The organism is Marinomonas profundi (assembly GCF_020694005.1).
Classification (GTDB): Bacteria; Pseudomonadota; Gammaproteobacteria; order Pseudomonadales; family Marinomonadaceae; genus Marinomonas; species Marinomonas profundi.
Genome location: NZ_CP073013.1, coordinates 682,252 through 705,037, shown reverse-complemented (window position 1 = coordinate 705,037; position 22,786 = coordinate 682,252). Strand labels below are relative to the sequence as shown.

The 22,786-nt window shown below is 46.0% G+C and carries 19 protein-coding genes; 16 read left to right on the top strand and 3 right to left on the bottom strand.

What is annotated here, in order from left to right:
• Positions 1-54 precede the first annotated feature (54 nt).
• The gene (locus J8N69_RS03230) at positions 55-294 is read left to right on the top strand and encodes a DUF2061 domain-containing protein (RefSeq protein ID WP_168822717.1); all 240 of its coding nucleotides are present in this window, start codon (positions 55-57) and stop codon (positions 292-294) included.
• A gap of 91 nt (positions 295-385) precedes the next feature.
• Here J8N69_RS03230 and J8N69_RS03225 read toward each other — a convergent pair whose 3' ends face one another.
• Positions 386-1,744 carry a sodium-dependent transporter gene (locus J8N69_RS03225; protein WP_168822719.1) on the bottom strand — a complete coding sequence of 453 codons (1,359 nt, stop codon included), beginning with the start codon at positions 1,742-1,744 and terminating at the stop codon, positions 386-388.
• Positions 1,745-2,280: 536 nt separating this feature from the next.
• Here J8N69_RS03225 and ectA point away from each other — a divergent pair.
• From ectA to J8N69_RS03190, 7 genes are all read left to right on the top strand, one after another.
• Positions 2,281-2,781 (top strand): diaminobutyrate acetyltransferase, encoded by a 501-nt coding sequence (gene ectA, locus J8N69_RS03220; protein WP_227803962.1) that lies wholly within the window; start codon positions 2,281-2,283, stop codon positions 2,779-2,781.
• A gap of 112 nt (positions 2,782-2,893) precedes the next feature.
• On the top strand, positions 2,894-4,207 hold the full coding sequence (gene ectB / locus J8N69_RS03215) for a diaminobutyrate--2-oxoglutarate transaminase (protein WP_168822722.1): 1,314 nt from the start codon (positions 2,894-2,896) through the stop codon (positions 4,205-4,207).
• A 153-nt stretch (positions 4,208-4,360) separates the two neighbouring features.
• Positions 4,361-4,750, top strand: a complete 390-nt coding sequence (locus tag J8N69_RS03210) for an ectoine synthase (protein WP_168822723.1) — start codon at positions 4,361-4,363, stop codon at positions 4,748-4,750.
• A gap of 309 nt (positions 4,751-5,059) precedes the next feature.
• Positions 5,060-6,502: an aspartate kinase gene (locus tag J8N69_RS03205; protein ID WP_168822964.1), complete on the top strand. Its 1,443-nt coding sequence runs from the start codon at positions 5,060-5,062 to the stop codon at positions 6,500-6,502.
• Between the two features lie 212 nt (positions 6,503-6,714).
• Positions 6,715-7,284, top strand: a complete 570-nt coding sequence (locus J8N69_RS03200; RefSeq protein WP_168822724.1) for a sigma-70 family RNA polymerase sigma factor — start codon at positions 6,715-6,717, stop codon at positions 7,282-7,284.
• Positions 7,281-8,042 carry an anti-sigma factor gene (locus J8N69_RS03195; RefSeq protein ID WP_168822725.1) on the top strand — a complete coding sequence of 254 codons (762 nt, stop codon included), beginning with the start codon at positions 7,281-7,283 and terminating at the stop codon, positions 8,040-8,042. The genes J8N69_RS03200 and J8N69_RS03195 overlap by 4 nt, the downstream gene beginning before the upstream one ends.
• Positions 8,043-8,220: 178 nt before the next feature.
• The gene (locus J8N69_RS03190; RefSeq protein WP_168822726.1) at positions 8,221-8,646 is read left to right on the top strand and encodes a DUF7282 domain-containing protein; all 426 of its coding nucleotides are present in this window, start codon (positions 8,221-8,223) and stop codon (positions 8,644-8,646) included.
• 67 nt (positions 8,647-8,713) lie between these two features.
• Here the strand turns inward: J8N69_RS03190 and J8N69_RS03185 are convergent, their stop codons facing one another.
• Positions 8,714-9,664 carry a LysR family transcriptional regulator gene (locus J8N69_RS03185; protein WP_168822727.1) on the bottom strand — a complete coding sequence of 317 codons (951 nt, stop codon included), beginning with the start codon at positions 9,662-9,664 and terminating at the stop codon, positions 8,714-8,716.
• Between the two features lie 89 nt (positions 9,665-9,753).
• Here J8N69_RS03185 and J8N69_RS03180 point away from each other — a divergent pair, with 89 nt between their 5' ends.
• From J8N69_RS03180 to J8N69_RS03155, 6 genes are all read left to right on the top strand, one after another.
• Positions 9,754-10,182: a DMT family transporter gene (locus J8N69_RS03180; RefSeq protein WP_168822728.1), complete on the top strand. Its 429-nt coding sequence runs from the start codon at positions 9,754-9,756 to the stop codon at positions 10,180-10,182.
• A gap of 25 nt (positions 10,183-10,207) precedes the next feature.
• Entirely contained in the window at positions 10,208-10,687 is a 480-nt protein-coding gene (locus J8N69_RS03175; protein WP_168822730.1) for a DMT family transporter, read from the top strand.
• A 158-nt stretch (positions 10,688-10,845) separates the two neighbouring features.
• A complete protein-coding gene (locus J8N69_RS03170; RefSeq protein ID WP_168822732.1) occupies positions 10,846-12,474 on the top strand; it encodes a methyl-accepting chemotaxis protein in 1,629 nt (542 codons plus the stop codon).
• Between the two features lie 349 nt (positions 12,475-12,823).
• Positions 12,824-14,959, top strand: a complete 2,136-nt coding sequence (locus J8N69_RS03165; RefSeq protein WP_168822734.1) for an EAL domain-containing protein — start codon at positions 12,824-12,826, stop codon at positions 14,957-14,959.
• Positions 14,960-15,041: 82 nt separating this feature from the next.
• Positions 15,042-17,681, top strand: coding sequence for a hybrid sensor histidine kinase/response regulator (locus J8N69_RS03160; protein ID WP_168822736.1), 2,640 nt, complete (start codon positions 15,042-15,044; stop codon positions 17,679-17,681).
• Positions 17,662-20,148, top strand: a complete 2,487-nt coding sequence (locus J8N69_RS03155) for a PAS domain-containing protein (protein ID WP_168822738.1) — start codon at positions 17,662-17,664, stop codon at positions 20,146-20,148. Before J8N69_RS03160 ends, J8N69_RS03155 begins: the two co-directional genes overlap by 20 nt.
• Before the next feature lie 14 nt (positions 20,149-20,162).
• Here J8N69_RS03155 and zntR read toward each other — a convergent pair whose 3' ends face one another.
• Positions 20,163-20,615 (bottom strand): Zn(2+)-responsive transcriptional regulator, encoded by a 453-nt coding sequence (gene zntR / locus J8N69_RS03150; RefSeq protein ID WP_168822740.1) that lies wholly within the window; start codon positions 20,613-20,615, stop codon positions 20,163-20,165.
• A 173-nt stretch (positions 20,616-20,788) separates the two neighbouring features.
• Between zntR and J8N69_RS03145 the strand changes: the two genes are divergently transcribed.
• Together J8N69_RS03145 and trhA are read left to right on the top strand one after the other, a co-directional pair.
• A complete protein-coding gene (locus J8N69_RS03145; RefSeq protein ID WP_227803961.1) occupies positions 20,789-21,901 on the top strand; it encodes an amidohydrolase family protein in 1,113 nt (370 codons plus the stop codon).
• Between the two features lie 153 nt (positions 21,902-22,054).
• Positions 22,055-22,717 carry a PAQR family membrane homeostasis protein TrhA gene (trhA, locus tag J8N69_RS03140; protein WP_168822742.1) on the top strand — a complete coding sequence of 221 codons (663 nt, stop codon included), beginning with the start codon at positions 22,055-22,057 and terminating at the stop codon, positions 22,715-22,717.
• Positions 22,718-22,786: the final 69 nt, after the last annotated feature.

The window sequence follows — 22,786 nt, the reverse complement described above, 5'->3', positions numbered from 1 at the left end:
ACAATCACCATGTGTCATTTACTCTTTCTATTAAATTAAAGAAGGAGATTAAAAATGGCTAAGACAATGACCTTTGCAGTGATGCACTTTTCGATTGCGTTTACCGTTGCCTACCTTATTACTGGCAGTCTTTTGGTGGGCGGTTTGGTGGCAATTGTTGAGCCAGCCATTAATACCGTGGCGTTTTATTTTCATGAGATTATTTGGAACAAGGTGCAACAGGCAGACGTGGCGTCGGAGCTGACTAAGACGCTACAAACAGCGGGAGAGAATTACGCGCTAAGATCTATGTAGTGGTTGTTAGTTTTTAAAAAAAAGTGGTTGTTAGTTTAAGGAAAAACAGCCCCGCCAGTGCTTTGCACCGGCGGAGAAGTCGGTAGAAAGCTTACTGCAATGGATTGATCAAGAAATACAACACAATTGCAATTGCCACTGGTGCGGTGAATTTCATCGACACATTCCACAGTTTAAAGACAGTGCTGGAAAGATTTAATTCGTCTTGTGCGAATTTGTCTTTAACCACCCAACCGGCAAACAGCGCGATCAAGATACCGCCTAATGGCAGCATAATGTTGGCGGTAATGTAGTCTAAGAAGTCAAACGTGTTTTTGCCAAAGAAGGTGACATCTGACATAAAGTTAAATGACCCTAAGCAAGCAATGCCTAACGCCCAAACCACAAGGCCTAAACCAATAGACGCTGTGATGCGTTTCATTTTGAAGCGTTCTACCAAGAAAGCCACGGTAGGTTCCAGTAATGAAATGGCCGAGGTCCATGCAGCGACACCCACAAGAACAAAGAACAAGGTGCCAAATAATTGACCAAAAGGCATTTGTCCAAACGCAACGGGTAGGGAGATGAACATCAACCCAGGGCCTGCGGCCGGATCCATTCCGTTGGCAAAAATGACAGGGAAAATAGCCAAGCCAGCGACCAGCGCCACCACGGTATCTAGTGCGCCAATGGTTAATACCGTTTTACCTATGGACGCATTTTTCGTCATGTATGAGCCATACGCCATAATGGTACCCATGCCGAGTGACAAGGTAAAAAAGGAATGACCTAAGGCAATCAGGGCGGCATTCCAGGTTAATTGACCGAAGTCAAAATGAAACATAAAGTCCCAACCTTGCGCAAAGCCTCCCGTTGTCATGGCATAGCCAAGCAAAACAATAAGCAAAACAAACAGCGCAGGCATCATGATGCGAGTGGCTGTTTCTATGCCTTTATTGATTCCCGCTGCCACGACAACGATTGTCATAATGCTAAACAGAGTGTGCCAGCCTAACAATGTCATAGGGTTTGCAAGCAGAGCACCAAACGCGTCACCCGCTTGATCAGAAGTAACGTTTGCCATGTCGCCCGTCAGCATGGCGATAATGTAATGTAATACCCAACCACCTACGACGGAGTAAAATGAGAAAATAAGCACGCCAGATAGCATCCCCATGACCCCAATGATCCCCCATTTTCTTGTCCCTTCAGACTCTTCGGCTAGATCACTTAGCGCATTAATAGGGTTTTTACGAGCGCGACGACCAATAAATACTTCGGCCATCATGATTGGAATACCAACCAGTAAAATACAAGCAAGATAGACAAGTACGAATGCACCGCCGCCGTTTTCACCTGTAATGTATGGGAATTTCCAGATATTGCCTAAGCCAACGGCAGAGCCTGTGGCCGCTAAAATGAATATCCATCGACTCGCCCACGAGCCTTGGATAGAGGTTTTATTTTTCATAGTTATCTCTAAATAGTTGAAAGCAATATACAACGAGGCGCTAAGACGATGCGTGTATTAATCATGTCGAAAGCGCTTCCTAAACAGCGTTCGGAGTTATTTTTATCCATACTTGCGCTTCCCACTTCGCCAGCATGAAGGAATGCTGGTAAGCAAAACTCCGAATAGGGGGCGGATTTTCCGAATTTCGCCACTTATATGCAACTAAAAATGACTTTTTTATCGCATTTATCTTATCGACTGTGCCTGTATTTAGTCGATTTTCGACTTTATTGGAGGGTGCTTGCCAAGCCTAATGCTGGCTAGGGTTGGCGCCATTTGCACGCTAAGATTACGCCTCTAATAGTTAGTTCTCTAAATAAATGGCTGGACATGAATTTGTTTTCAGGTAAAATGGTTAGACATCAAATCAAATCGACTTAAAGGTCAGTTAAGTAATGTTTATATCATATAAATCAGCTATGTAGATGATTGTTGATGATGTGATTTATAAAGATTACGAGATATTAATGCTTTGTTTTCTAATGGATATTGTTATGAATTCAGAAAAAATAGTCTTTACTAAACCCAGTGCAGTGGATGGCATGGCCGTACATGAATTGGTGGCGTCTTGCCCTCCACTGGATACTAATTCGGTGTATTGCAACTTATTGCAAGCCAGCCATTTTAGTGAAACGTCGATTGCGGCTAGCCTAGAAAATGAAGGCTTAGTGGGGTTTGTTTCTGGTTATATTATTCCCAATCAATTAGACACATTGTTTGTTTGGCAGGTGGCGGTGAGTGAAAAAGCTCGCGGTCAGGGCCTAGCGAAAAAAATGGTTTCATCATTGCTTGAACGATCCAGCTGTTCTGGCGTGCGTTACATCGAAACCAGTATTACAGCGTCAAACCAAGGCTCATGGGCTTTGTTTCGTCGCCTTGCCGATCAGCTGGGTGCGCCTTTGGAAGAATCCGTTATGTTTGATAAACAGACGCATTTTAAAGGTCAGCATGACACCGAGCATTTGGTTCGAATCGGCCCTATTTCTTTATCGTAAGAAAACAAGATGAGCTAGAAAGTCAGTCTTTCGCTCTCGAGTTTTCTTTAACATTACGCGTTTAGCTTATGTTTTTAATTAATGGTTTATTCATTTAAAGGATGATAACAATATGAAAATTTTTGACGAAATTGAATCAGAAGTACAATCTTATGCACGCTCTTTTCCACGTGTTTTTCACCGTGCCCAAGGCGCTCATTTGTTTGATGAAGAAGGCAACAAGTACCTGGATTTCTTAGCGGGTGCAGGTACTTTGAACTATGGTCACAATAACCCTGTATTCAAAGAAAAATTGGTCGAATACATACTGGATGACGGTATTACTCATGGCTTAGACATGCATACCAAAGCCAAGGGCGAGTTTTTAGAAGTGTTTAAAAAGCACATCCTTGAGCCTCGTGGCTTGGAGTATATGGTGCAGTTCACTGGCCCAACCGGTACCAATGCTGTGGAAGCAGCACTTAAATTGGCACGTAACGTAACGGGTCGTGAAAACATTGTGAGTTTTACCAATGGCTTCCATGGTTGTAGCTTGGGCGCTTTATCGGTAACAGGGAACTCCCATCACCGTGGCGCGGCAGGTTTAAGCTTGGGTGCGGGTGTATCAACGGTTCCGTTTGACGGCTACTTAGGCGACGGCATTGAAACCACAGAATACCTAGACAAAGTCCTAACGGATTCTAGTAGTGGCGTTGATCTGCCAGCCGCAGTGATTGTTGAGACGGTTCAGGGTGAGGGCGGTATTAACGTGGCAAGCTTTGGTTGGTTACAAAACCTTGAAGCGGTTTGTAAAAAACACGGCGTGTTGTTGATTGTTGATGATATCCAAGCGGGCTGTGGCCGTACGGGGACTTTCTTTAGCTTTGAAGACGCCGGTATCAAGCCAGATATTGTGACCATGTCGAAATCATTGAGCGGTTACGGTTTGCCATTTGCTGTTGTGCTTATGCGTCCTGAGTTGGATGAATGGAAGCCGGGTGAGCATAACGGTACGTTCCGTGGTAACAACCTTGCGTTTGTAACGGCGAAAGTAGCGATTGAAACCTATTGGAAAGACGATGCATTTGAGAAAGACATCAAACGCAAAGGCGAATACATTCATCAGCGCACACAAGCGATCATAAACGAATTCGGTGAGGGTAATTTCATCGTTCAAGGTCGAGGCATGATGCGTGGCATCAACTGTGTAAGCGGTGAATTAGCCAATAAAATTACGAAGAAATGCTTCCAAAACGGCTTGATGATCGAAACCTCTGGTGCCGATGATCAGGTGGTTAAGTTCCTTTGTCCGCTTATTATTAGCGACGAAGATCTGAAGCAGGGTATTGATATTCTAGAGCGCGCGATTCGTGATGTGTGCGCCAAAGAAGATGACATGCCAGAAGCAAAAAGCTATTTTGATGAGAACTACAACATCGCCATCTAGTCTCATGGCGCCTAGTAAGAGGATCGCCTTCTGATGCGAAGGCGTTTTCTTTTTTATACTTGAGTGAGGTAAATCGTAAGTTAAAAACCTCAAGTTTCGTTCGGTAGCGAGATACCGACACTTAATCGATCTTAGGATCATAAGGAGAAAAGAATGTTTGCACGTGATTTAGCAGAATGTGAAAAAACCGAACGCCGAGTTGTCTCCCCAGATGGTAATTGGGAAACCACACGTCTTTTATTAAAAGAAGACAATATGGGCTTTTCTTTTCACATCACCACCATCTACGAAGGCAAAGATTTCGACATGCATTACAAGAATCATCTTGAGTCTGTGTACTGTATTTCGGGTGAAGGTGAAGTCGAAAGTCGTGAAACAGGGCAAAAGCATCAGATCAAACCGGGTGTTGTCTACGTGCTAGACAAACATGATGCACATACCCTACGTGCGTTTAAAGAACTAAAGCTGGCTTGTGTCTTTAACCCACCAGTAACGGGTAAAGAAGTACACAACTCAGAAGGCGCTTACGAGATTCTTGATTAATCGTCACGTCTTTTACTCTCACGGCGTTTCGTTAAATGCCGTGTTTTTACTATTAAGCGCCTCTTTTCTGAGGCGCCTAATAGCATTCTGACTCACTCCTCTGCTGCATGTTATTGTCCTCCATTATGTTTTTTGTTCAATACTCAATGCGTACAGAGTTAAGCCTTAGCACGCTCATTTTATTTACCGATTACTGAGCTTAGAAAGTGCGATTAATGCTTAAATTTTCCGCAGCCTTATGACAATATAGCGGCAGTTTTTGATTTCGGTTGAAGGACGCCTTTGACCCCTAGATAGATTGGATAAATGATGGGACAACATACAGTTGAAAAAATTGGCGGTACGTCCATGAGTGACTACCGTTCGGTTCGAGATAATATTATTTTTAAACCCGCTCAAGCGGACAGCATGTACCAGCGTGTTTTTGTCGTTTCGGCCTATGCGGGGATGACAGATAAGTTGCTGGAGCATAAAAAAACCGGCGATGCTGGCGTATTTGCTTTATTCGCCCAAGAGCGTAAGCAAAACAACTGGTTTCCAGCCTTGCAAGACGTACGCAATGCCATGCTTGAAATCAACCACGCTTTATTTGAAGCGGGTGAGTTGCGCCACAAAGCAGATGCTTTTCTAACGAGCCGTCTTAAAGAAGCGCAAGAGTGTTTAGAAGACTTACATCGTCTTTGTCAGCATGGTCATTTTTCGATCAGTGAACACCTTGCGACAGTGCGTGAAATGCTCGCCAGTCTTGGTGAAGCTCACAGCGCATGGAACACCGCGCATTTGTTACAACGCGACGGCGTGAATGCGGTTTTTGTTGATTTAACCGGCTGGAACAGCCCAAGTCATATGTCACTTGACGAGCGTATTCTTGATGCGTTTAAAGGCATTGATCTGAGCAAAGAGCTGCCGATTGCAACCGGTTATGCGCACAGCGAAACTGGCTTGATGTCGACCTTTGATCGCGGTTATAGCGAAATGACATTCAGCCGAATTGCCGTGCTGACCGAAGCGCGTGAAGCGGTGATTCATAAAGAGTTCCATTTAAGCAGCGCCGATCCGCGTTTAGTCGGTGAAAGCAACGCCGTGCCCATTGGCCGAACCAACTACGATGTGGCCGATCAGCTCGCCAACCTCGGGATGGAAGCCATTCACCCTAAAGCGGCAAAAGGTCTACGCCAAAGTGGTATTTCATTACGCGTGAAAAACACCTTTGAGCCAGAGCACACCGGTACGCTTATTACTGGAGATTATGTCAGTGACGCGCCATGTGTTGAAATCATCGCAGGGTGTCGAGGTGTGTTTGCGGTAGAACTATTTGACCAAGACATGGCGGGCGATATCGATAAATTTGATGTGGACATTCTTAAGGTATTAAGACAGTTTCATGCTCATATTATTGCCAAAGACATTAACGCCAACACCATTACGCATTATTTGGCGATTAACTTAAAAACCTTAAAGCGCGTTATGCGAGTATTGCACGAGCGTTTTGCCGATGCAGAAATTACGCAACGTAAAGTGGCGATTGTCTCTGCTATTGGCAGTGATATGAAAACCACAGGGATGTTGGCTAAAGCGGTAAAAGCCATTGCCGAGCAAGATGTGAACGTCTTGGCGATGCACCAATCGATGCGCCAAGTCGATATGCAATTTGTGGTCGACGAAGAAGACTACGAAAAAGCCATTCGCAGCTTACACAAAGAACTGGTGGAAGTGCATAACCATGGTCGCGCAATTTGCCTCGCTTCTTAGTTGTGCTTTTAATCCGTTAGGTGTGTTTTTGACGAGCGAGTTTCGCTGTTGACATATTGAACGCCAAGCCCCAAATGTTGAATTCAATATTTGGGGCTTTTTGCTTTTTTGTTGGGCGTATTTATTGTCTACTATAAAAGCAATCTGCTGCCTGAATCACTCGATGGTGGTATGGAAATTTCACTGAGTGGATATCAATTGATACGAGCCTTATGACGCAATCTTTATTATCAGAACAGCAAACGACAGAATCGCTGGTACATTTGCTCGGCCGAGTCGCCCAACAAGACCGTCATGCTTTCTCTGAGTTATATCAATCTACGCATCGGAAACTTTTTGGCATTGTTTATCGTATCTTAAAGCATCAGGCATTGGCCGAAGAGATGTTGCAAGAGGTTTATCTCAAGATATGGGAAAAAGCATCTACTTATAATGCAGGCGTCGCTTCGCCGATTACTTGGATGGCAACCATCGCACGCAATCGAGCGATTGATGAAGTGCGTAAAAACCAGCTGCCAGACAGCGAAATTGATGTGGACTTTGATTTAATCGCCGATGATTCGATGGCGCCAGACGACTCTTTTAGCAAGAGCCAAGACCTTTTAAAGCTAGAGGCATGTTTGGCCGAACTTGAGTCACCTCGGGCAGAAATGATTAAGGCGGCTTACCTTGATGGGTTTTCTCGTCAGGAGCTTGCGGAGCGTTTAAATCAACCATTAGGAACGATTAAAACTTGGCTTCATCGCAGTATAAAATTACTGCAAGGTTGTATGAATTTATGAATAACGACGAAGAAATAGCCATCCATACGTTGGCCGCAGAATATGTGCTGGGTACGTTAGATAAAACTGAGCGTGATGCCGTAGAGGTGCGCCGCCAAGAAGACCCGCTTCTAGAGCAAGCGATTATAAGCTGGCAGACCCATCTTGCGGGCTTAAACGACTATGTACAAGCGGCGGAACCCAGAGTCGATTTGTTTGATGATATTTTGGCCAAGTTAGATGATCGCTCCCATACCAAAGTAAGTAATGATTCTGTGATGAATAAAGCGTCATCGGCGGTGGTCGTGGAGATGGAAGCCATGCGCACGACGTTGAAGCGCTGGCGCGTTACCGCGCTAGGTACGTCGGCGATTGCAGCCTGTCTTGCGGTGTTTATGGTGGTAAAACCACCTGCTTCGCCGCCAATTCAAGCGAGCGCGCCCTTTGTGGCCGTGTTTCAAGCGGATGATAGTCAACCGGCCTTTATTATGTCGCTGGACATTGAAACACGTCAGTTAACTGTTCGGCCGGTGATGGCTCAAGGGCAAACAGACAAAACCTATCAGTTGTGGATCAAGGCGGATGAAATTGGTCCGGCACCACGCTCTTTAGGACTATTGGCGAATGTGACGGCACCGATTCAAAAGCAGATCAATTATGACCCTGCGGTGATTCGTCATGCGACCTTTGGTATTAGTGTAGAGCCTTTGGGAGGATCGCCAACTGGCGTCCCTACTGGGCCAGCTATTCATGGTAGGCTTTACCCGACAGCACTTTAATCATTTTATAACCAGCCAAGCAACCAGCCTAACTAAGGTGTGTTGCTTGGCTTTTTTCTTCTTGAAATGAAAAAGTAGAAAAAGTCAGACTTTCTGAAACCTTTTTAAATTGTCCTCGTAACTAAAGTAGTAAGCAAAAAAATACTATTTCAACGAGACACAATGGAGAGGTTTTATTATGAAAAATACACTTTCACGCATTACGCTTGGTTTGGGTATTGTCACAATGGCTGGCGCGGTATTGGCTGGTGGAATGAGCGGTAAGCTTGCGGTAAAAGGCAGTGATCAGGATGTATCTGGAGGAACGGTGACAACCGATATGATCATGGCTGAGAACAATGGCTGGTTGGTTGTGCATCGTACTGATAAGGCGATGAAGCCTGGCCCAGTGGTGGCGTATGCGCCACTTAAAAAAGGCGAAAACCATGACGTTGCTGCTATTCTGACGGAGCCAGTTAAGTCAGGTGAAATGCTAATGTTGATGCTTCATGGCGAAGCGGGTGGTATGAAAACGGGTATCTTTGAATACACCTTGGGCGCCAAAGAAGACGGTCCGATCAAGGTGGGCGGCAAGCTAGTGATGGACGTGATCACAGCAAAATAATGTCAAAAACTATCTTATAAAGAGACAGATAAAAAAAGAGACAGGTGCGTTTTTATCTGTCTCTTTTTTATGTGTTTTCAATAAGACGTTTATCCCAATAGGGCTGTGAATGCCCAAAAAATGCCGCCATAAAATCTAAAAAGTACCGTACCTTTGATGACTTCATTCGATTGCCTGGATAGAGGGCATAAATGCTTTGTGGGGTGTCTTTTTCTGCGCCTTCCCAGTTTTCTAATAAGCTCACCAGTTCTCCTGTCGCCAAGTGTTGAAACACCAACCAGCGTGGAAATAAAATAATACCCTGGCCCGCTAATGCGGCTTGTACCAAGATATCTGCATTATTGCTGCACAGGTTGCCGGTGACTTCAATATATTCGACGGTGGCTTTGCCTTCTTGTCGAAAAAACCAATGTCGACGACCGTTGTTTCCCTTATACACCAAACAGTTTAAATCGAGCAGTTGCTTGGGGTGCGATAGCTTGTTGGTTTGTTCTTCTATGGTTTTAAGATAACTTGGCGCGGCACACAGTACGAATTGTTCGTCTGCGATGGGTTGATAATTCAGGCTAGAGTCTTCGAGGCCGCCGATTCGAATCACAATGTCTGAGCCATTTGCCACCGGGTCGACATAAGCGTCCGTTAACATTAGTTCGACATTAATATCGGGATAATGCTGTTGAAACTGGCCGATGAGTTTGGATAAGTGTAAACGGCCAAATGAAACCGGCGCGTTTATGTTTAAGTTGCCTTGTGGAACCAGCAGTGAGCCTTTGGCGTGCTCGGTTGCCAAATCTAAACTGGTTAATGCTTCTCTTACTTCTGCGAAATAATAGCGACCCACTTCCGTGAGTTTTACCGCACGAGTGTGCCGATAAAATAGGCGCTGCCCCAGCTCTTCTTCCAAACTGGCAATGTACCGAGAAATAGACGATGGCGGTAGCTCTAACTCTTTTGCTGCCGCAATAAAGCTGCCCGTTTTGGCGACAGACAAAAAAACTCTCAGAGGTTTGATGCTCATAATACAATTATCACTTGTTATCTGTGTTATTGATTTAATTTAAGCACTAATTAACAATGCCCGCAACGAAAACGAGTGGGATAAAACAGATGCAAATAGTGGTGTATTTTTTGGTGCTGGCCGCCGGTATGGGCTTGTCGATTGAGGCGGGATTATTGGGGCCATTAGGCGAACTGGTTGGGCATTTTTCAGCGACCTTAGCGATCTTTATGATTGGGTCAATACTGCTGTCATTGATCATGATTTTCTTTGCTAAGCCTAATTTGCCGGAGCTGTTTAAACAACCTAAGTGGTTACTCACAGGGGGGATTTTAGGCCCCGTTTATGTGGTCTTTCTTACTATCGCCACACCGATTATTGGTGTCGGTATGACAATGACCAGTGTTTTGTTAGGGCAAATCGGCATGAGCTTAGTGATTGACCATTATGGTCTGTTAGGCAGTGCAAAACGCGGGATTGATCCGTATCGGCTATTGGCCTTGGTGATGATTGTCGCCGCCCTTTGGCTTTTGAGCTAAAAATCATTGAATTAGGAATCGTTATATGACCGTGTTTTTTGCAGTTTTTATGTTGATATTAGGTGGCGTGGCCTTGTCGGTACAATCTTCTATTAATGGCCGTCTTGGTCATAGTGTTGGCGTCATTGCCAGTGCTTGGCTGACGTTTGTGATTGGCTTTGCTGTCTCGTTCTTGTTGTTTTTCTTTTTTGAACCAAGCCATGACGTAACGCTTTTTAGTGCGCCTAAGTGGCAACTTAGCGGAGCCTTGTTTGGTGTGATGTACATGTTGATCGTGGTGTTTGCCGTGCCTAAAATCGGCATTGCGGCCGCCACCGTCTGTACTATTTCAGGTCAACTTATCATGAGCTTGATCATCGACCATTTTGGCTGGCTAGAGAATAATATTATTCCATTAGACGGCAATCGATACCTTGCGATCTTGTTGTTAGTTGGGGCTATTGCGATGGTCTATCTGAGTAATAAGCGTACTGCAAAAGCAGCACAGCCTAGATTTCAGCAGTAATCGCCTGTATTTCTCATCACTATTCTTATTTTTGTGCCGTCACTGTTATTTGATTGAATATTTCAACTGAGCATATTTTTTTCATAATTTGTACTCTATTATATTTATGTAGTTTTCTTTCATTGTTTTTAAAGCGCAATTTTTAAAAGGGACAGGGTATGATTCGAAATATTAAGTTAGGGATGCGTTCTGCACTGGCATTTGGTGTATTAGGGGTCATTACCTTGTTTATGGGAGGCTTTTCTGTCTATCAGCTTGATGCGCTCAACGATGTAACTGAAGTGCTTACTAAGCATAGAATGCCCGCTTTAAACACCGCTGCGCAATTACGCAGAGATGTCTTGCAAGTTAGGGTGTTGGTGGGTGATTTGTCCGATGCTGAGACGTCAAAAGACGTTCAAGATATAGTCAATCGTATTAATGTAGTGAATAAAGTGTATCAGAAAAACAGTGGCATTATGGCGTCATTGGCAAGAAGCGATAATGCAAAAGCCATTTTCGCCAATGTCAAAACATCGCATCAAACCTTTTTGGAACGCTTGCCGGAACTGTACCGTTTGATTGGGGCTGAAGGTGTCGATAATCGGGCCGCGGTGAACTATCGTCGTGATACCGTTGTTCCTGTAGTGGATGCTTTATTAGAAGAATTAAACAAGCTGTCGGCTTATCAGCTAACCAGAGCGGAAGACACTAATATTGACGCCACTGAAGCCTACTTAGACTCTCGTCATGCACTGATAGCCATTTCTGCTATCACCATAGTGCTGTTGGTGTTGATCGCGATTTTCTATAGCAGAAGTTTACTGTTGCCGATTAGACAAGCCGTCGACATGGCGAAAAGTATCGCCAACGGCGACTTGACGGTGTCTTTCAAAGATCCCCATAAAGACGAAGCCGCTGAGATGCTGAATACTTTGGAGGCGATGAAGACACAGCTGCACAACACGATTTCCCTGATTGGCGACTCCTCCAGCCAGCTTGCCAGTACCTCTGAAGAGTTGAGCGTGGTGACTAATCAATCGACTCAAGTGGTCACCCAGCAAAGTGGTCAACTAGAACAGGCCGCCACGGCGGTAACGGAATTGACTACGGCAATTGAAGAAGTGGCGCGTAGCGCCAACTCAACCAGTGAAAACGCAGAAGAAGCGGACGAAAAAACTCAATTAGGTCAAATGAAAGTCAATGAAACAATCAAAACCATTGAGTTGTTGGCCACAGAAATCGAACAATCGGTGCAACATGTTTCAACCTTGGCCGCCAGTGTCAAAAATATCGGCTCGGTGTTGGACGTTATTCGTGGTATTGCGGATCAGACGAACTTACTGGCGTTAAACGCGGCCATCGAAGCCGCCCGAGCAGGAGAAACCGGACGCGGATTTGCGGTGGTGGCCGACGAGGTAAGAGCGCTAGCGCACCGTACTCAGTCATCGACTCTGGAAATCGAGCAGTTGATTCAGTCGGTACAAGACCAAACCAGCCGCACGGTGAGTAACATGCAAAGCAGCAATCAGCGTGCCGTTGCTACGCTGAGCGTGGCCAATGAGGCGGGTGCGACATTTATTGAAATTACCAAGCTGATTAGCCAAATTAATGATCAGAACCTAACCATCGCCAGCGCCGCAGAGCAGCAAGCCATGGTCGCCAGAGAAGTGGACAAAAACTTGCTTGATATTCGTGATTTGTCTATGCAAACCGCTGCAGGAGCAAATCAAACCAGCGCCTCCAGCAACGAGCTTGCCGGACTAGCGGAGAACTTAAACAAGCTGGTCATGAAGTTCAAACTGTAAGTAGTTAACGATAAAAGCACCCATCACGTATAAACGCGTGGTGGGTGCTTTTTTGTCAGTGTTTCCTAATGATATTCCTTGGTAACGTTTTTGTTGAAATCAAGCCATTAAGATGGATATAGTGGTGTAGAAGTGTCGTCCTTGAGAGTTGAGTTCGCGTTTAAGTAAAACCAGCAAAGTAAGTAAAAACAGCAACGCAGTGCTTATTTGCTGACGTTTGATTTTTATTCGCAGTTTAGCTCTATACTAGTTAACATTTCACAGCGTAACGGGCGATCAGACTGTTACATTAGACTGTTATATTAGACCTCTACATTACTGGTTAAGAATCGCATATACAGGACACAATATGATGCACAATAATGCTCGGCTTAAATTGCTGATACTGGATGATGACGCCATGATAGCCGATACCATCCGTAGAATGGGTGAGTATGTAGGCTTAGAGTGTAAGTACACGGTTTCAATCAGTGAGTTTTTTGTGTTGATGCGCGACTGGTGTCCATCCGTCGTGGCGTTAGATTTATTGATGCCAGAGATGGATGGCTTAGAGGTTATCGCCAAGCTGGCGGAGCAAGGTTATTCTACCGATTTAATCATCACCAGCGGCATGGGGGAGCGCGTGCTCGATGCGGCTCGACTTTCTGCCAGCGAACATGGTTTAAACACCCTTGGGGTACTGGCGAAACCCTTCTCTACTCATGCTCTTAGGGCGCTACTGGAACAAGCCGGTACCTCGACGAGCAATGCCTTGCTCGTGCCGCAAAGCCGTGCTAACGAGCCTAGCTTAGCAGACTTAAAAAACGCGATAGACACGAAGCAAATTAGCGTGGCTTACCAACCAAAAATTTTTTGCCGTACTGGCACCTTGTCCGGGTTTGAAGTGTTAGCAAGGTGGCAGTGGCATGGGCACTGGGTCTCACCCGAAACCTTTATCGCCATGGCCGAAGAGCATGGCTTGATTGACGATCTTACTCGGCTGATTGTCGAGCAGTCTTTGGCGTGGTTTGCCAGTGTGTCACAGTATGTTCCGGTTGCTGGCTTGACGACGATGCGTTCGACCACGCTTTCATTGAATATTTCTGCCAAAAGTCTCAATAACCAAGCGCTATTAAACTGGATTGTTGAACAGTGTGACGAATGGAAAATAGAACGTAATCGCTTGATATTAGAGCTAACAGAAACCAGCGCAACCAGTGAATTTGTGACCGCGCTGGACACCTTGACGCGATTGCGTATAAAAGGCTTTCACTTAGCCATTGACGATTTTGGTACAGGCTATTCGTCTATGGTGCAGTTAGTGCAGTTGCCGTTTTCGGAAATTAAAATCGACAAGTCGTTTGTCATGGCGAATCGAAATTCGGCCGTGTCTAGCGCGGTGGTGCGTTCAATTATTGATCTGGGGCGTAGTCTTAACATGCTGTCCACCGCTGAAGGAGTGGAAGACGCAACCACATTAGACTTCTTAAAAGAGCTTGGCTGTGATTTGGCGCAAGGCTACCACATAGCTAAGCCGATGCCAGCCGAAGCGGTTATTCCTTGGTTTGAGCGACGAGAATCGACGCGTGAACAGTCTCGGTTGGTGTCGGTGAATCACTCCACCTTGTTTGGTTCTGCGCCTGATCGCAATATTGATCGCCTTACTGAACTGGCGGCACGTTTATTGTCGGTGCCGATTGCGTTGGTGACGGTGCTGGATCATGACAGAGAGTGGTTTAAATCTAAAGTCGGGGTATCCATTACCGATCTACCCAGAAGCGAGTCTTTTTGTACCTACACGATTGGTTACGATGACATTTTGGTGGTTCAAGATGCGACCTTGGATGATCGCTTCCAGGCGCTTAATTTGGTGCAAGGAGAGGAGCATATACGTTTTTATGCCGGTCATCCGCTGTGTTTGCCCAATGGCGACAAGATAGGCGCGCTGTGTGTGTTGGATCGTCATATAAGATCGCTTTCTGATAGCGACATTCACACCATGAAACAATTATCCAAAATGGTAGAGCTTGAACTGGCAGAGATGTTGGTGCCAGTACATGGCCCGATTCCAGAATTGGTGGATAAAAAACGCTTTTTGCTGCGCGCTAACCAGACACAAGCCCTTGCGACTGAGCTGGCTCAAGAGGTGACGCTGTTCTACCTTGTTTTAGATGATCTTGGGCAAATAAATCGACAGCTAGGGCGCGACGTGGGTGACCGTTTTTTGCAGCGTTTGGTCGATGTCGTCATTGCCGCGACAGGCGTGAGCGACTTAATTGGTCGCTATCGAGGCGCCGAGATTGTCATCCTGCGGGTAGGGGAATCGGCACAGGTGTCGCAGCATTTGCAAGCGGCCATTGCGCAATGCCTTATACAGCAGAGTGAAGCATTAGCCATGCCGGTGAACGTATTATTTGCCAGTGTTGCGTTAGCGCCTACCACGACAATGACGCTGGGTTGTGCGGTTGAAACGGCGCGATCGTCGGCTATAGTGATTGGCAGTTAGTGGCTGGTAATTTTTGATTGGCAGTTAGTGGCTGGTAATTTTTGACTGATAGTGATTGATAATGGATGGCAGGAGTGGTGGTGTGAATCATTTTACGGGGCGTATTTTTGACCGCTTAGGGCAAAATATCATTATCTTGGGGCTGTTAGTCGGTGTTTTTTATACGGACTTAATCACCCCGCTTGGTTTTGCTCACGGCATTCTGTATCTCCCTGTAGTGATTTTTGCAGTGCTACGGGCGCGGGTCGGAGACGGGTTTCATAAGGCGGTCTTGGCGCTGGCGGTCGTCGGAGTGATCGTCGGCTATTTTAGTGCCCCCAATGCGACTGACTTGCCTGAGTTTTATATTATCAGCAACCGCTTACTGTCAGTGGCTATTCTGTTATTAAGCTATGCTTATTGTCGAAAATTGCGTGTTTTAGCCCAGCAAAATGTGGAAATTAGCAAGCTAGAACAAGCCCAGCGCCAGACACTAGAAAACTTTATTGATGCCATGCCGATACAGGTCTGGTTGGCGGATCCCAGTGGTGTGGTGGATTACACTAGCCGCAGTTTGGCTGATTTTGCCGGCAAAAGCCGTGAGACTATTTTGGCTGACTGGCTTGCTTTGATTCACCCGGACGATATCGAAAACACTCTGGCGACCTGGCAGCGTTCTGTACAAACGGGTGAGCTATACCATGTAGATTTTCGTATTCAGCGACACGATGGAGAATATATTTGGCATCAAACACAAGCCATTCCACAACGCGATGACAATGGGCAGATTCAGCGCTGGATTGGGTCTTCCAGTGATATTGATGATTTGCTGCGTTTTCGCGAAGAATCTGAGCGCTTGGCGATGCAATTTCGCCATACGGTCGAAAGTATCACCGATGCTTTTTTTACCCTAGATCACGATTTTCGCTTTACCTATCTGAACCATAAAGCCGCAGAAGCGCTTGGCAGCTCCATAGAGGAACTACTCGGCAATGTTATTTGGGAAAAGTGTGGTATAGGCTACCAGAGTGCTTTTGCGATGCAGTATCGAAAAGCGGCCCAAACCCAGAGCAAACTGCATTTTGAGGAATTTTATTCTCCCGCGGATAAATGGCTCGAAGTGCATATTTACCCCTCGCCTGATGGATTAACCATTTATTTCTCAGACATCACCGAGCAGCGTGAAAAGCGGGAACGCTTGCTGCTGCTGAATACCGCGGTGTCGAGGCTCAATGACATCATTATTATTACGGAAGCAGAACCATTAAACGAGCCGGGCCCCAGAATTCTTTATGTGAATGACGCTTTTGAGGCGGTAACAGGTTATTCGTCCGCCGAGGTAATTGGCAAAAGTCCAAGATTGTTACAAGGGCCCAAAACGGACCGTCAAGAGTTGCAGCGTATTAAAGAGGCGCTGCAACAGCGGCAATCTGTGCGTGCTCAGCTGATTAACTACACCAAGTCCGGCAAGGAATATTGGCTCGAAATGGAAATTGTGCCATTGATAGACAATGATGGTCATTGCACTCATTTAGTGTCTGTAGAGCGCGATATTACTGAGCGCATGGAAATGGAGCAGCGCTTGCGTGAGTCTCAAAAGCTGGAAGCCGTCGGACACTTAACGGGTGGCGTGGCGCATGATTTTAACAACTTGCTGACGGTGATCATGGGCAACTCGGAAATGCTGGCGGATCAGATAGTCGATCCGGAGCAGCGAGCGATGGCGGAAATGACCGTTTCTGCCGCTCGGCGAGGCGCGGAATTAACCAGCCGCTTATTGGCGTTTGCGCGCCGTCAACCTTTAGACCCAAAACCGACCGATTTGAACCATCAAGTCACCTCAATGAAACCGTTAATTCGGCGTACTTTATCAGAAAATATTGAACTGGAATTTGTGCCTGATCCACAGTTGGGCATCACTGAAATTGACGCCGGAGAGCTGGACACGGCTCTGTTAAATTTGGTGGTTAACGCCCGCGATGCCATGCAGTACGGTGGAAAACTCACCATTGAAACGGCTAATACGGTATTAGATCGTCATTATGCGTCCCATCACCCTGAAGTGGTGCCGGGCGAATATGTGATGATCTGTGTGTCTGATACCGGTGTTGGTATGGGCAACGAGACAGTGCATCGCGCCTTTGAACCATTCTTCACCACCAAAGACGTTGGGAAAGGCAGTGGGCTGGGGTTGAGCATGGTGTTTGGCTTTACCAAACAGTCCGGCGGGCATGTCAATATTTATTCTGAAATTGGCGAAGGCACGTCCGTTAAACTGTATTTTCCAAAAGCGAAGTCGGCCCCGCGTTTAGTGGTTCCTGCCAAAACAAAAACGCCATTACTGGGAGGCAATGAGCATATTTTGATCGCTGAAGACGACGATTTAGTCTTACAGCATCTTGAAAACCAGCTGCATTTGTTGGGTTATCGCGTAACGGCGGTGATATCAGGACCGGACGCGCTAGAAGCACTGAAAGCACACGATGATATCGACTTGTTGCTCACTGATATTATTATGCCAGGCGGCATGAATGGCCGAGAGTTAGCGGATCAAGCGCGAGTGGCTTACCCCTTACTAAAGGTGTTGTTTACCTCGGGTTACAGTGAAAATGCCATTATTCACCATGGACGCTTAGACCCCGGCGTGGCGTTGTTAAGCAAACCTTATACTCGTTTAGAACTGGCGACAAAAGTACGACGAGTATTGGATAAAGACGTGCAGGATGATGAAAAAAATGCATGAAAAAGCCGGTAATTCCCCTTCTTCCGTTCCGGTGAAAACGGCGTCACAAACCGATCAGCATAGCGCTTTTATCGCGGGTGGCGGGGAGATGGGGCAGTTGATTCGGGATTATGACTGGTCGCTTACCCCTGTCGGCGTGTTCGAATGTTGGCCGCAGAGTTTGCGTACGACCATTCGCCTAATGCTGAATACCAATCACCCTATTTTTGTTTTTTGGGGTGAGAGTTTGATCTGCTTTTATAACGACGCCTATCGAGCCACTATGGGGCCGGAACTGCATCCCAAAGCATTAGGGGCAAAAGGCCGGGATGTGTGGGGTGAAATTTGGCACATTATAGAACCGGAAGTGGCGTTGGTTATGGCGGGGCAGGGCGCCATTTGGAACGAACAGAAGCTGATGCCTATTACGCGTCACGGAAAAGTGGAGAACAGTTGGTGGACTTACAGTAGCAGCCCAATTGACGATGAATTTGCTCCGAATGGCGTGGGTGGAATATTGGTTATTTGCACCGATGTTACCGCGCAGAAAAAAGCAACCGACGCGCTTAAATTGGAACAGGAAAGGTTAATGGGCTTGTTTAAACAAGCGCCAGGCTTTATTGCGGTTTTGTATGGGCCAGAACATGTTTTTAATATTGCCAATGATGCTTATACCCAGCTGGTGGGGGGCCGTAATATTTTGGGGTTAAGTTTGCGTGCGGCATTGCCTGAACTTGAGGGGCAAGGGTTTTATGAGTTACTTGACCAAGTTTATGCTTCTGGCGAGCCCTTTATTGGGGAAGATGTCCCCATTGTATTAGACATTGAGCCAGACCTCCGTGAAACCCGCTACTTGAGTTTTATCTACCAACCGATTCGTGATGAAAGCGGTCAGGTGATCGGTATTTTTGTCGAAGGGCATGACAATACACACTCTAAGCTGATCGAAATTCAGCTGCGCGAGACGCTGGAAAAAAACAGCGCGATTATTGAAAACTCGAAAGACCTGATTTGTGTCTTTGATCACTCGGGTCATTTTGTCAGTATCAACAATAAAAGTGCGAATATTTTGGGCTATGAGCCAGCGGAGATGCAGACCAGACACTATGCGGAGTTTCTGGTTAAAGAAGACGTTGAGGATTCTGTGCAAATTTTTTCAGGGGTGTTGGGTGGAACGCCCATTGCCGATTTTGAAAACCGTTACCTACACAAAGACGGCCATGTTGTGCACATATTATGGTCTGCAGTTTGGGTTGAAGAACAGAAAAAGCTTTTTGCTATTGGTAAGGATATTACCGATTGGCTGCGGGCCGAAGAGCTTGCTCGTCAAGCCCAAAAGTCCGATATCATAGGCCAACTAACCGGCGGTATGGCTCACGACTTTAATAATTTACTGACGATTATTTTGGGCAATGCCGAGTTGCTCACAGAACAACTTCCACAGCATTCTGAACAGCGTATGCTGGCAAATATGATTTTTAAAGCCTCTGAGCGTGGTGCGGATTTGACGCAACGCTTATTGGCTTTTGCCCGTCGTCAATCCTTAACGCCCAGTGTCGTAGATATTGAAAAAATGCTTACTGAGCTTAACACCTTGCTGACCAGAACATTAGGCGAAAATATTGAGATTGACTCTAGTTGCGAAGGCTCTAATTTGCTGGCGGTGGTGGATGTTTCTCAACTTGAAAACGTTATTTTAAACTTATGTTTAAACGCCCGTGATGCGCTGCCAAATGGTGGTCGAATAGCGGTGTCTGCGGCGCATGCCTATTTAGATGAAAACTATGCGAATAATAATGTCGACGTGACAGCGGGTCATTATATTATGATTTGTGTGTCAGACAGTGGCATTGGTATAGCGCCAGAGCACTTGTCACGCGTCTTTGAGCCTTTTTTTACCACCAAAGGAGTGGGGCATGGTACAGGGCTGGGTTTGTCTATGGTGATTGGCTTTGTGAAGCAATCAAAAGGACACGTGAGTATTTATTCTGAAGTGGGTCATGGCACCGTGGTGAAACTGTTTTTACCACGGGCCGCCGACGATGAGCAGAAGCGTGATGCCGCCAGTCAGGATAGCGCAATGGCACTGCCTGTTGGGGGGAACGAAACTATTTTGCTGGTGGAAGATAACGATCTGGTTCGTGAGTTTGCAAAAACGCAACTCGGCTTGCTGGGTTATCGAGTGATTAGCGCCGAAAACGCTCATGCAGCCTTAGAAATATTTCAAGAGAATACGAAGATTGACCTTTTGTTCACCGATATCATCATGCCTGGTGGAAAAAATGGCCGTGAACTAGCGGACGAAGTAAGGAGCATTTGTCCAGCGATGAAAGTACTCTATACATCGGGTTATAGCAGCAATGCCTTTGCCCATGATACCCAGTTTGGTACCCACAATCTGCTATTGACCAAACCCTACACACGTTTAGAACTGGCACGTAATATACGACGAGCACTAGAATCTGCGGTTGGCTCACGCAAGGGTTAATCCGTTCTCGTGTATTATTTGTAATGATCGTACACATGATGATTGTGCTCATGACGAACATTGTCCGTATCCGATTCCAGCGCTTCGAGTATGGTGCAGTGTTCGGCGCTTTCTGCGCCGCCGCAACACGCGTTAGACAGGCGTTTGAGTGAGGTTTGAAAGCGAATCAATTCGGCGAGTTTGTTTTCGACGTCAAACAATTTTCTGTCTACTAAGGTTTTGACATCGGCACAGGCGTTGTTGGCTTTGTCGATTTCAATGGAAAGCAGTTCGCGGATTTCAGCAAGGGTGAAGCCGACGTGTTTAGCGCGTAGAATAAATTGCAAAATGTCTTTGTCTTTTTCTGAGTAAAGACGATAGCCTGATTCTGAACGGTGCGATGGCGTCAGTAAGGCGTTTTTTTCGTAAAAGCGTAATGTGTCGTTGTTGATGCCGCAGGCTTTTGCCAGTTCGCCAATTTGGTACATCTTGGTTTCCTCCTGTTGATTTGTCTTCTATAAAGAGCCTTTCAGTATAAACCTTAGATATAGGTCATAGGTCAAGACGTTTAACCCCTTAAAAACGATATTGAATAGTGGTTTACACATGGGCAGGGATGTTTTGTAATGTCTTTGTGTTTACTCTTTCATTATGTGGGTCAATGGAAATGTTTGTGATGCGTTGTTGTGTGCCTTTTGCTGTGTTGGCTTCTTTGTTGGTGAGTGGTTGTGTTTTTTCTGATAATCCGCCGGCCCTGCGTTCGTTAGATTCTTTTAAAGGCGGGGCGGCTTGTTACGATCGAGAGACAGAGCCTTATACCGCTGTGGTCGACACGCATTTACATTACCGACCTTTTGACGGCAGGGCGATCCCGTTTAATGAAGTGAATGACTATTTGTCGCAGACCAGTGTGCGCTTTGCCAATGTTTATGGGATTGGACAAATGCTGCCGGCGAATTCTCGTTGTTCTAACTATTTAAAGTGCCCTGGTACGCCGGTAGCGCCTACGGTGCGCAATGATTTTGTCAACGCGGCCAATATGTTGGAATACAAACCGGATGATCTTCACCTTACCTTATCAATGACCTTTACTGATTTATCAGACCCTGAACCGACGGTTGAGCTGATGAAGCTTTATGAAAAGGAGTACCCCGGTTTGTTCCATTGGATGGGGGAAGTGAATTTGGTAAAACAGGCCCAATTCAATAATCGTCATAAAGCCGCTAGCCCCAAAGACATTACCAAATGGGCTGGGTTTATGGCGGAGTTAAAGGCTCGAAATTACCCCATTACCATCCACTCAGACTTGGGGAATGATCAGTCTCCTACCTTGTATTTGCCTCTAATGGAGCAAGCGTTAGCCCTGTATCCTGATAATAAAATTGTTTGGGCGCACATGGGCTTGTCTTACGAGCAAAAAAGTCTGCCAGCGGCTGAACATATTGCCATCTTGTCGCGTTTGTTGGATCAATACCCGAATTTGCTGATTGATATTTCATGGCGAATTTTAGAAGACGCTTACTTTAGTCAATGGGGGAATCGGCCTTTGTACGTGGATTTTATGAACCACTATGCTGAGCGAATTTTACCCGGCTCGGATTTTGTGGCCTTTAGGGGAAATAATTTTAATGTCTATCAGCAAGAGTTAGACGTGACCAGCCGAATACTGAAATACTTGGATGATAACGCGTTTCGGCATATTGCCTTGGGGGAAAATTACTTTAAATTGTTGAATCTGGATTATCAGGCCCCCATGGTGTGTGAGGCGAGCTAGTCGTTTAGCGGCAACTAACTTGAAAAACTCCGCCTTCGCGGGAATGACGGTGGGTTCGTGAATGACACACCGATACCTCGCCCCTTGGGGCGGGTTGTTTAATTGGGGTGTTTGTTCCATGCTTTTAACCTTGATTCTAGGGGGAGATAAAAAATGGAATATCGACTTGCAGATTCGAAGCGTGGTCAGTCGTTAGGTGAGGAAATTGCCAACAGTATCAGTCATGGTTTAGGGTTCGTTGCTGCTATTGTGGGGACGCCGTTTTTAATTGTTAGTGCGGTAAATAATGCTGAGGTAGGTTTTGTCGTTGGGGTGAGTATTTTCTCCGCCACGATGATTTTGTTGTACCTTGCTTCTATGGTGTATCACGCGATTCCTGAAACACTGCCGAAGACTAAGCGCTTGTTTTGTGTGTTGGATCACTCGGCGGTATACCTGCTTATTGCCGGGACTTATACCCCTTTTACGTTAGGGGTTCTGGAGGGCGTTTGGGGGTGGTCTTTGCTCGCCGCGGTGTGGACCTTGGCCTTGATTGGTGTGGCTCTTAAAGCCTTTGGCAAGGCGTCGCATCCTGCTTTATCGACCACCTTGTATGTTGTATTGGGTTGGCTTATTGTCATTGCGATTAAACCGTTAGTGGCTCTAATGGCGCCGAATGGCTTGCTATTGTTAGTGTTAGGCGGTGTGCTTTATACCTTGGGAGTGGTGTTTTTTGTACTCGATTCAAGGTTACGCTATGGCCATTTTGTGTGGCATTTGTTTGTCCTCTCAGGCACGGTAAGCCATTACTTTGCCATTTTTTATTATGGTGCTTAGGTCTTAGGTTCTGTGCCGAACTTTGTTTATGGCTGGTGTTGAGATCGCGTGTTGACCCGTTTGACGTCA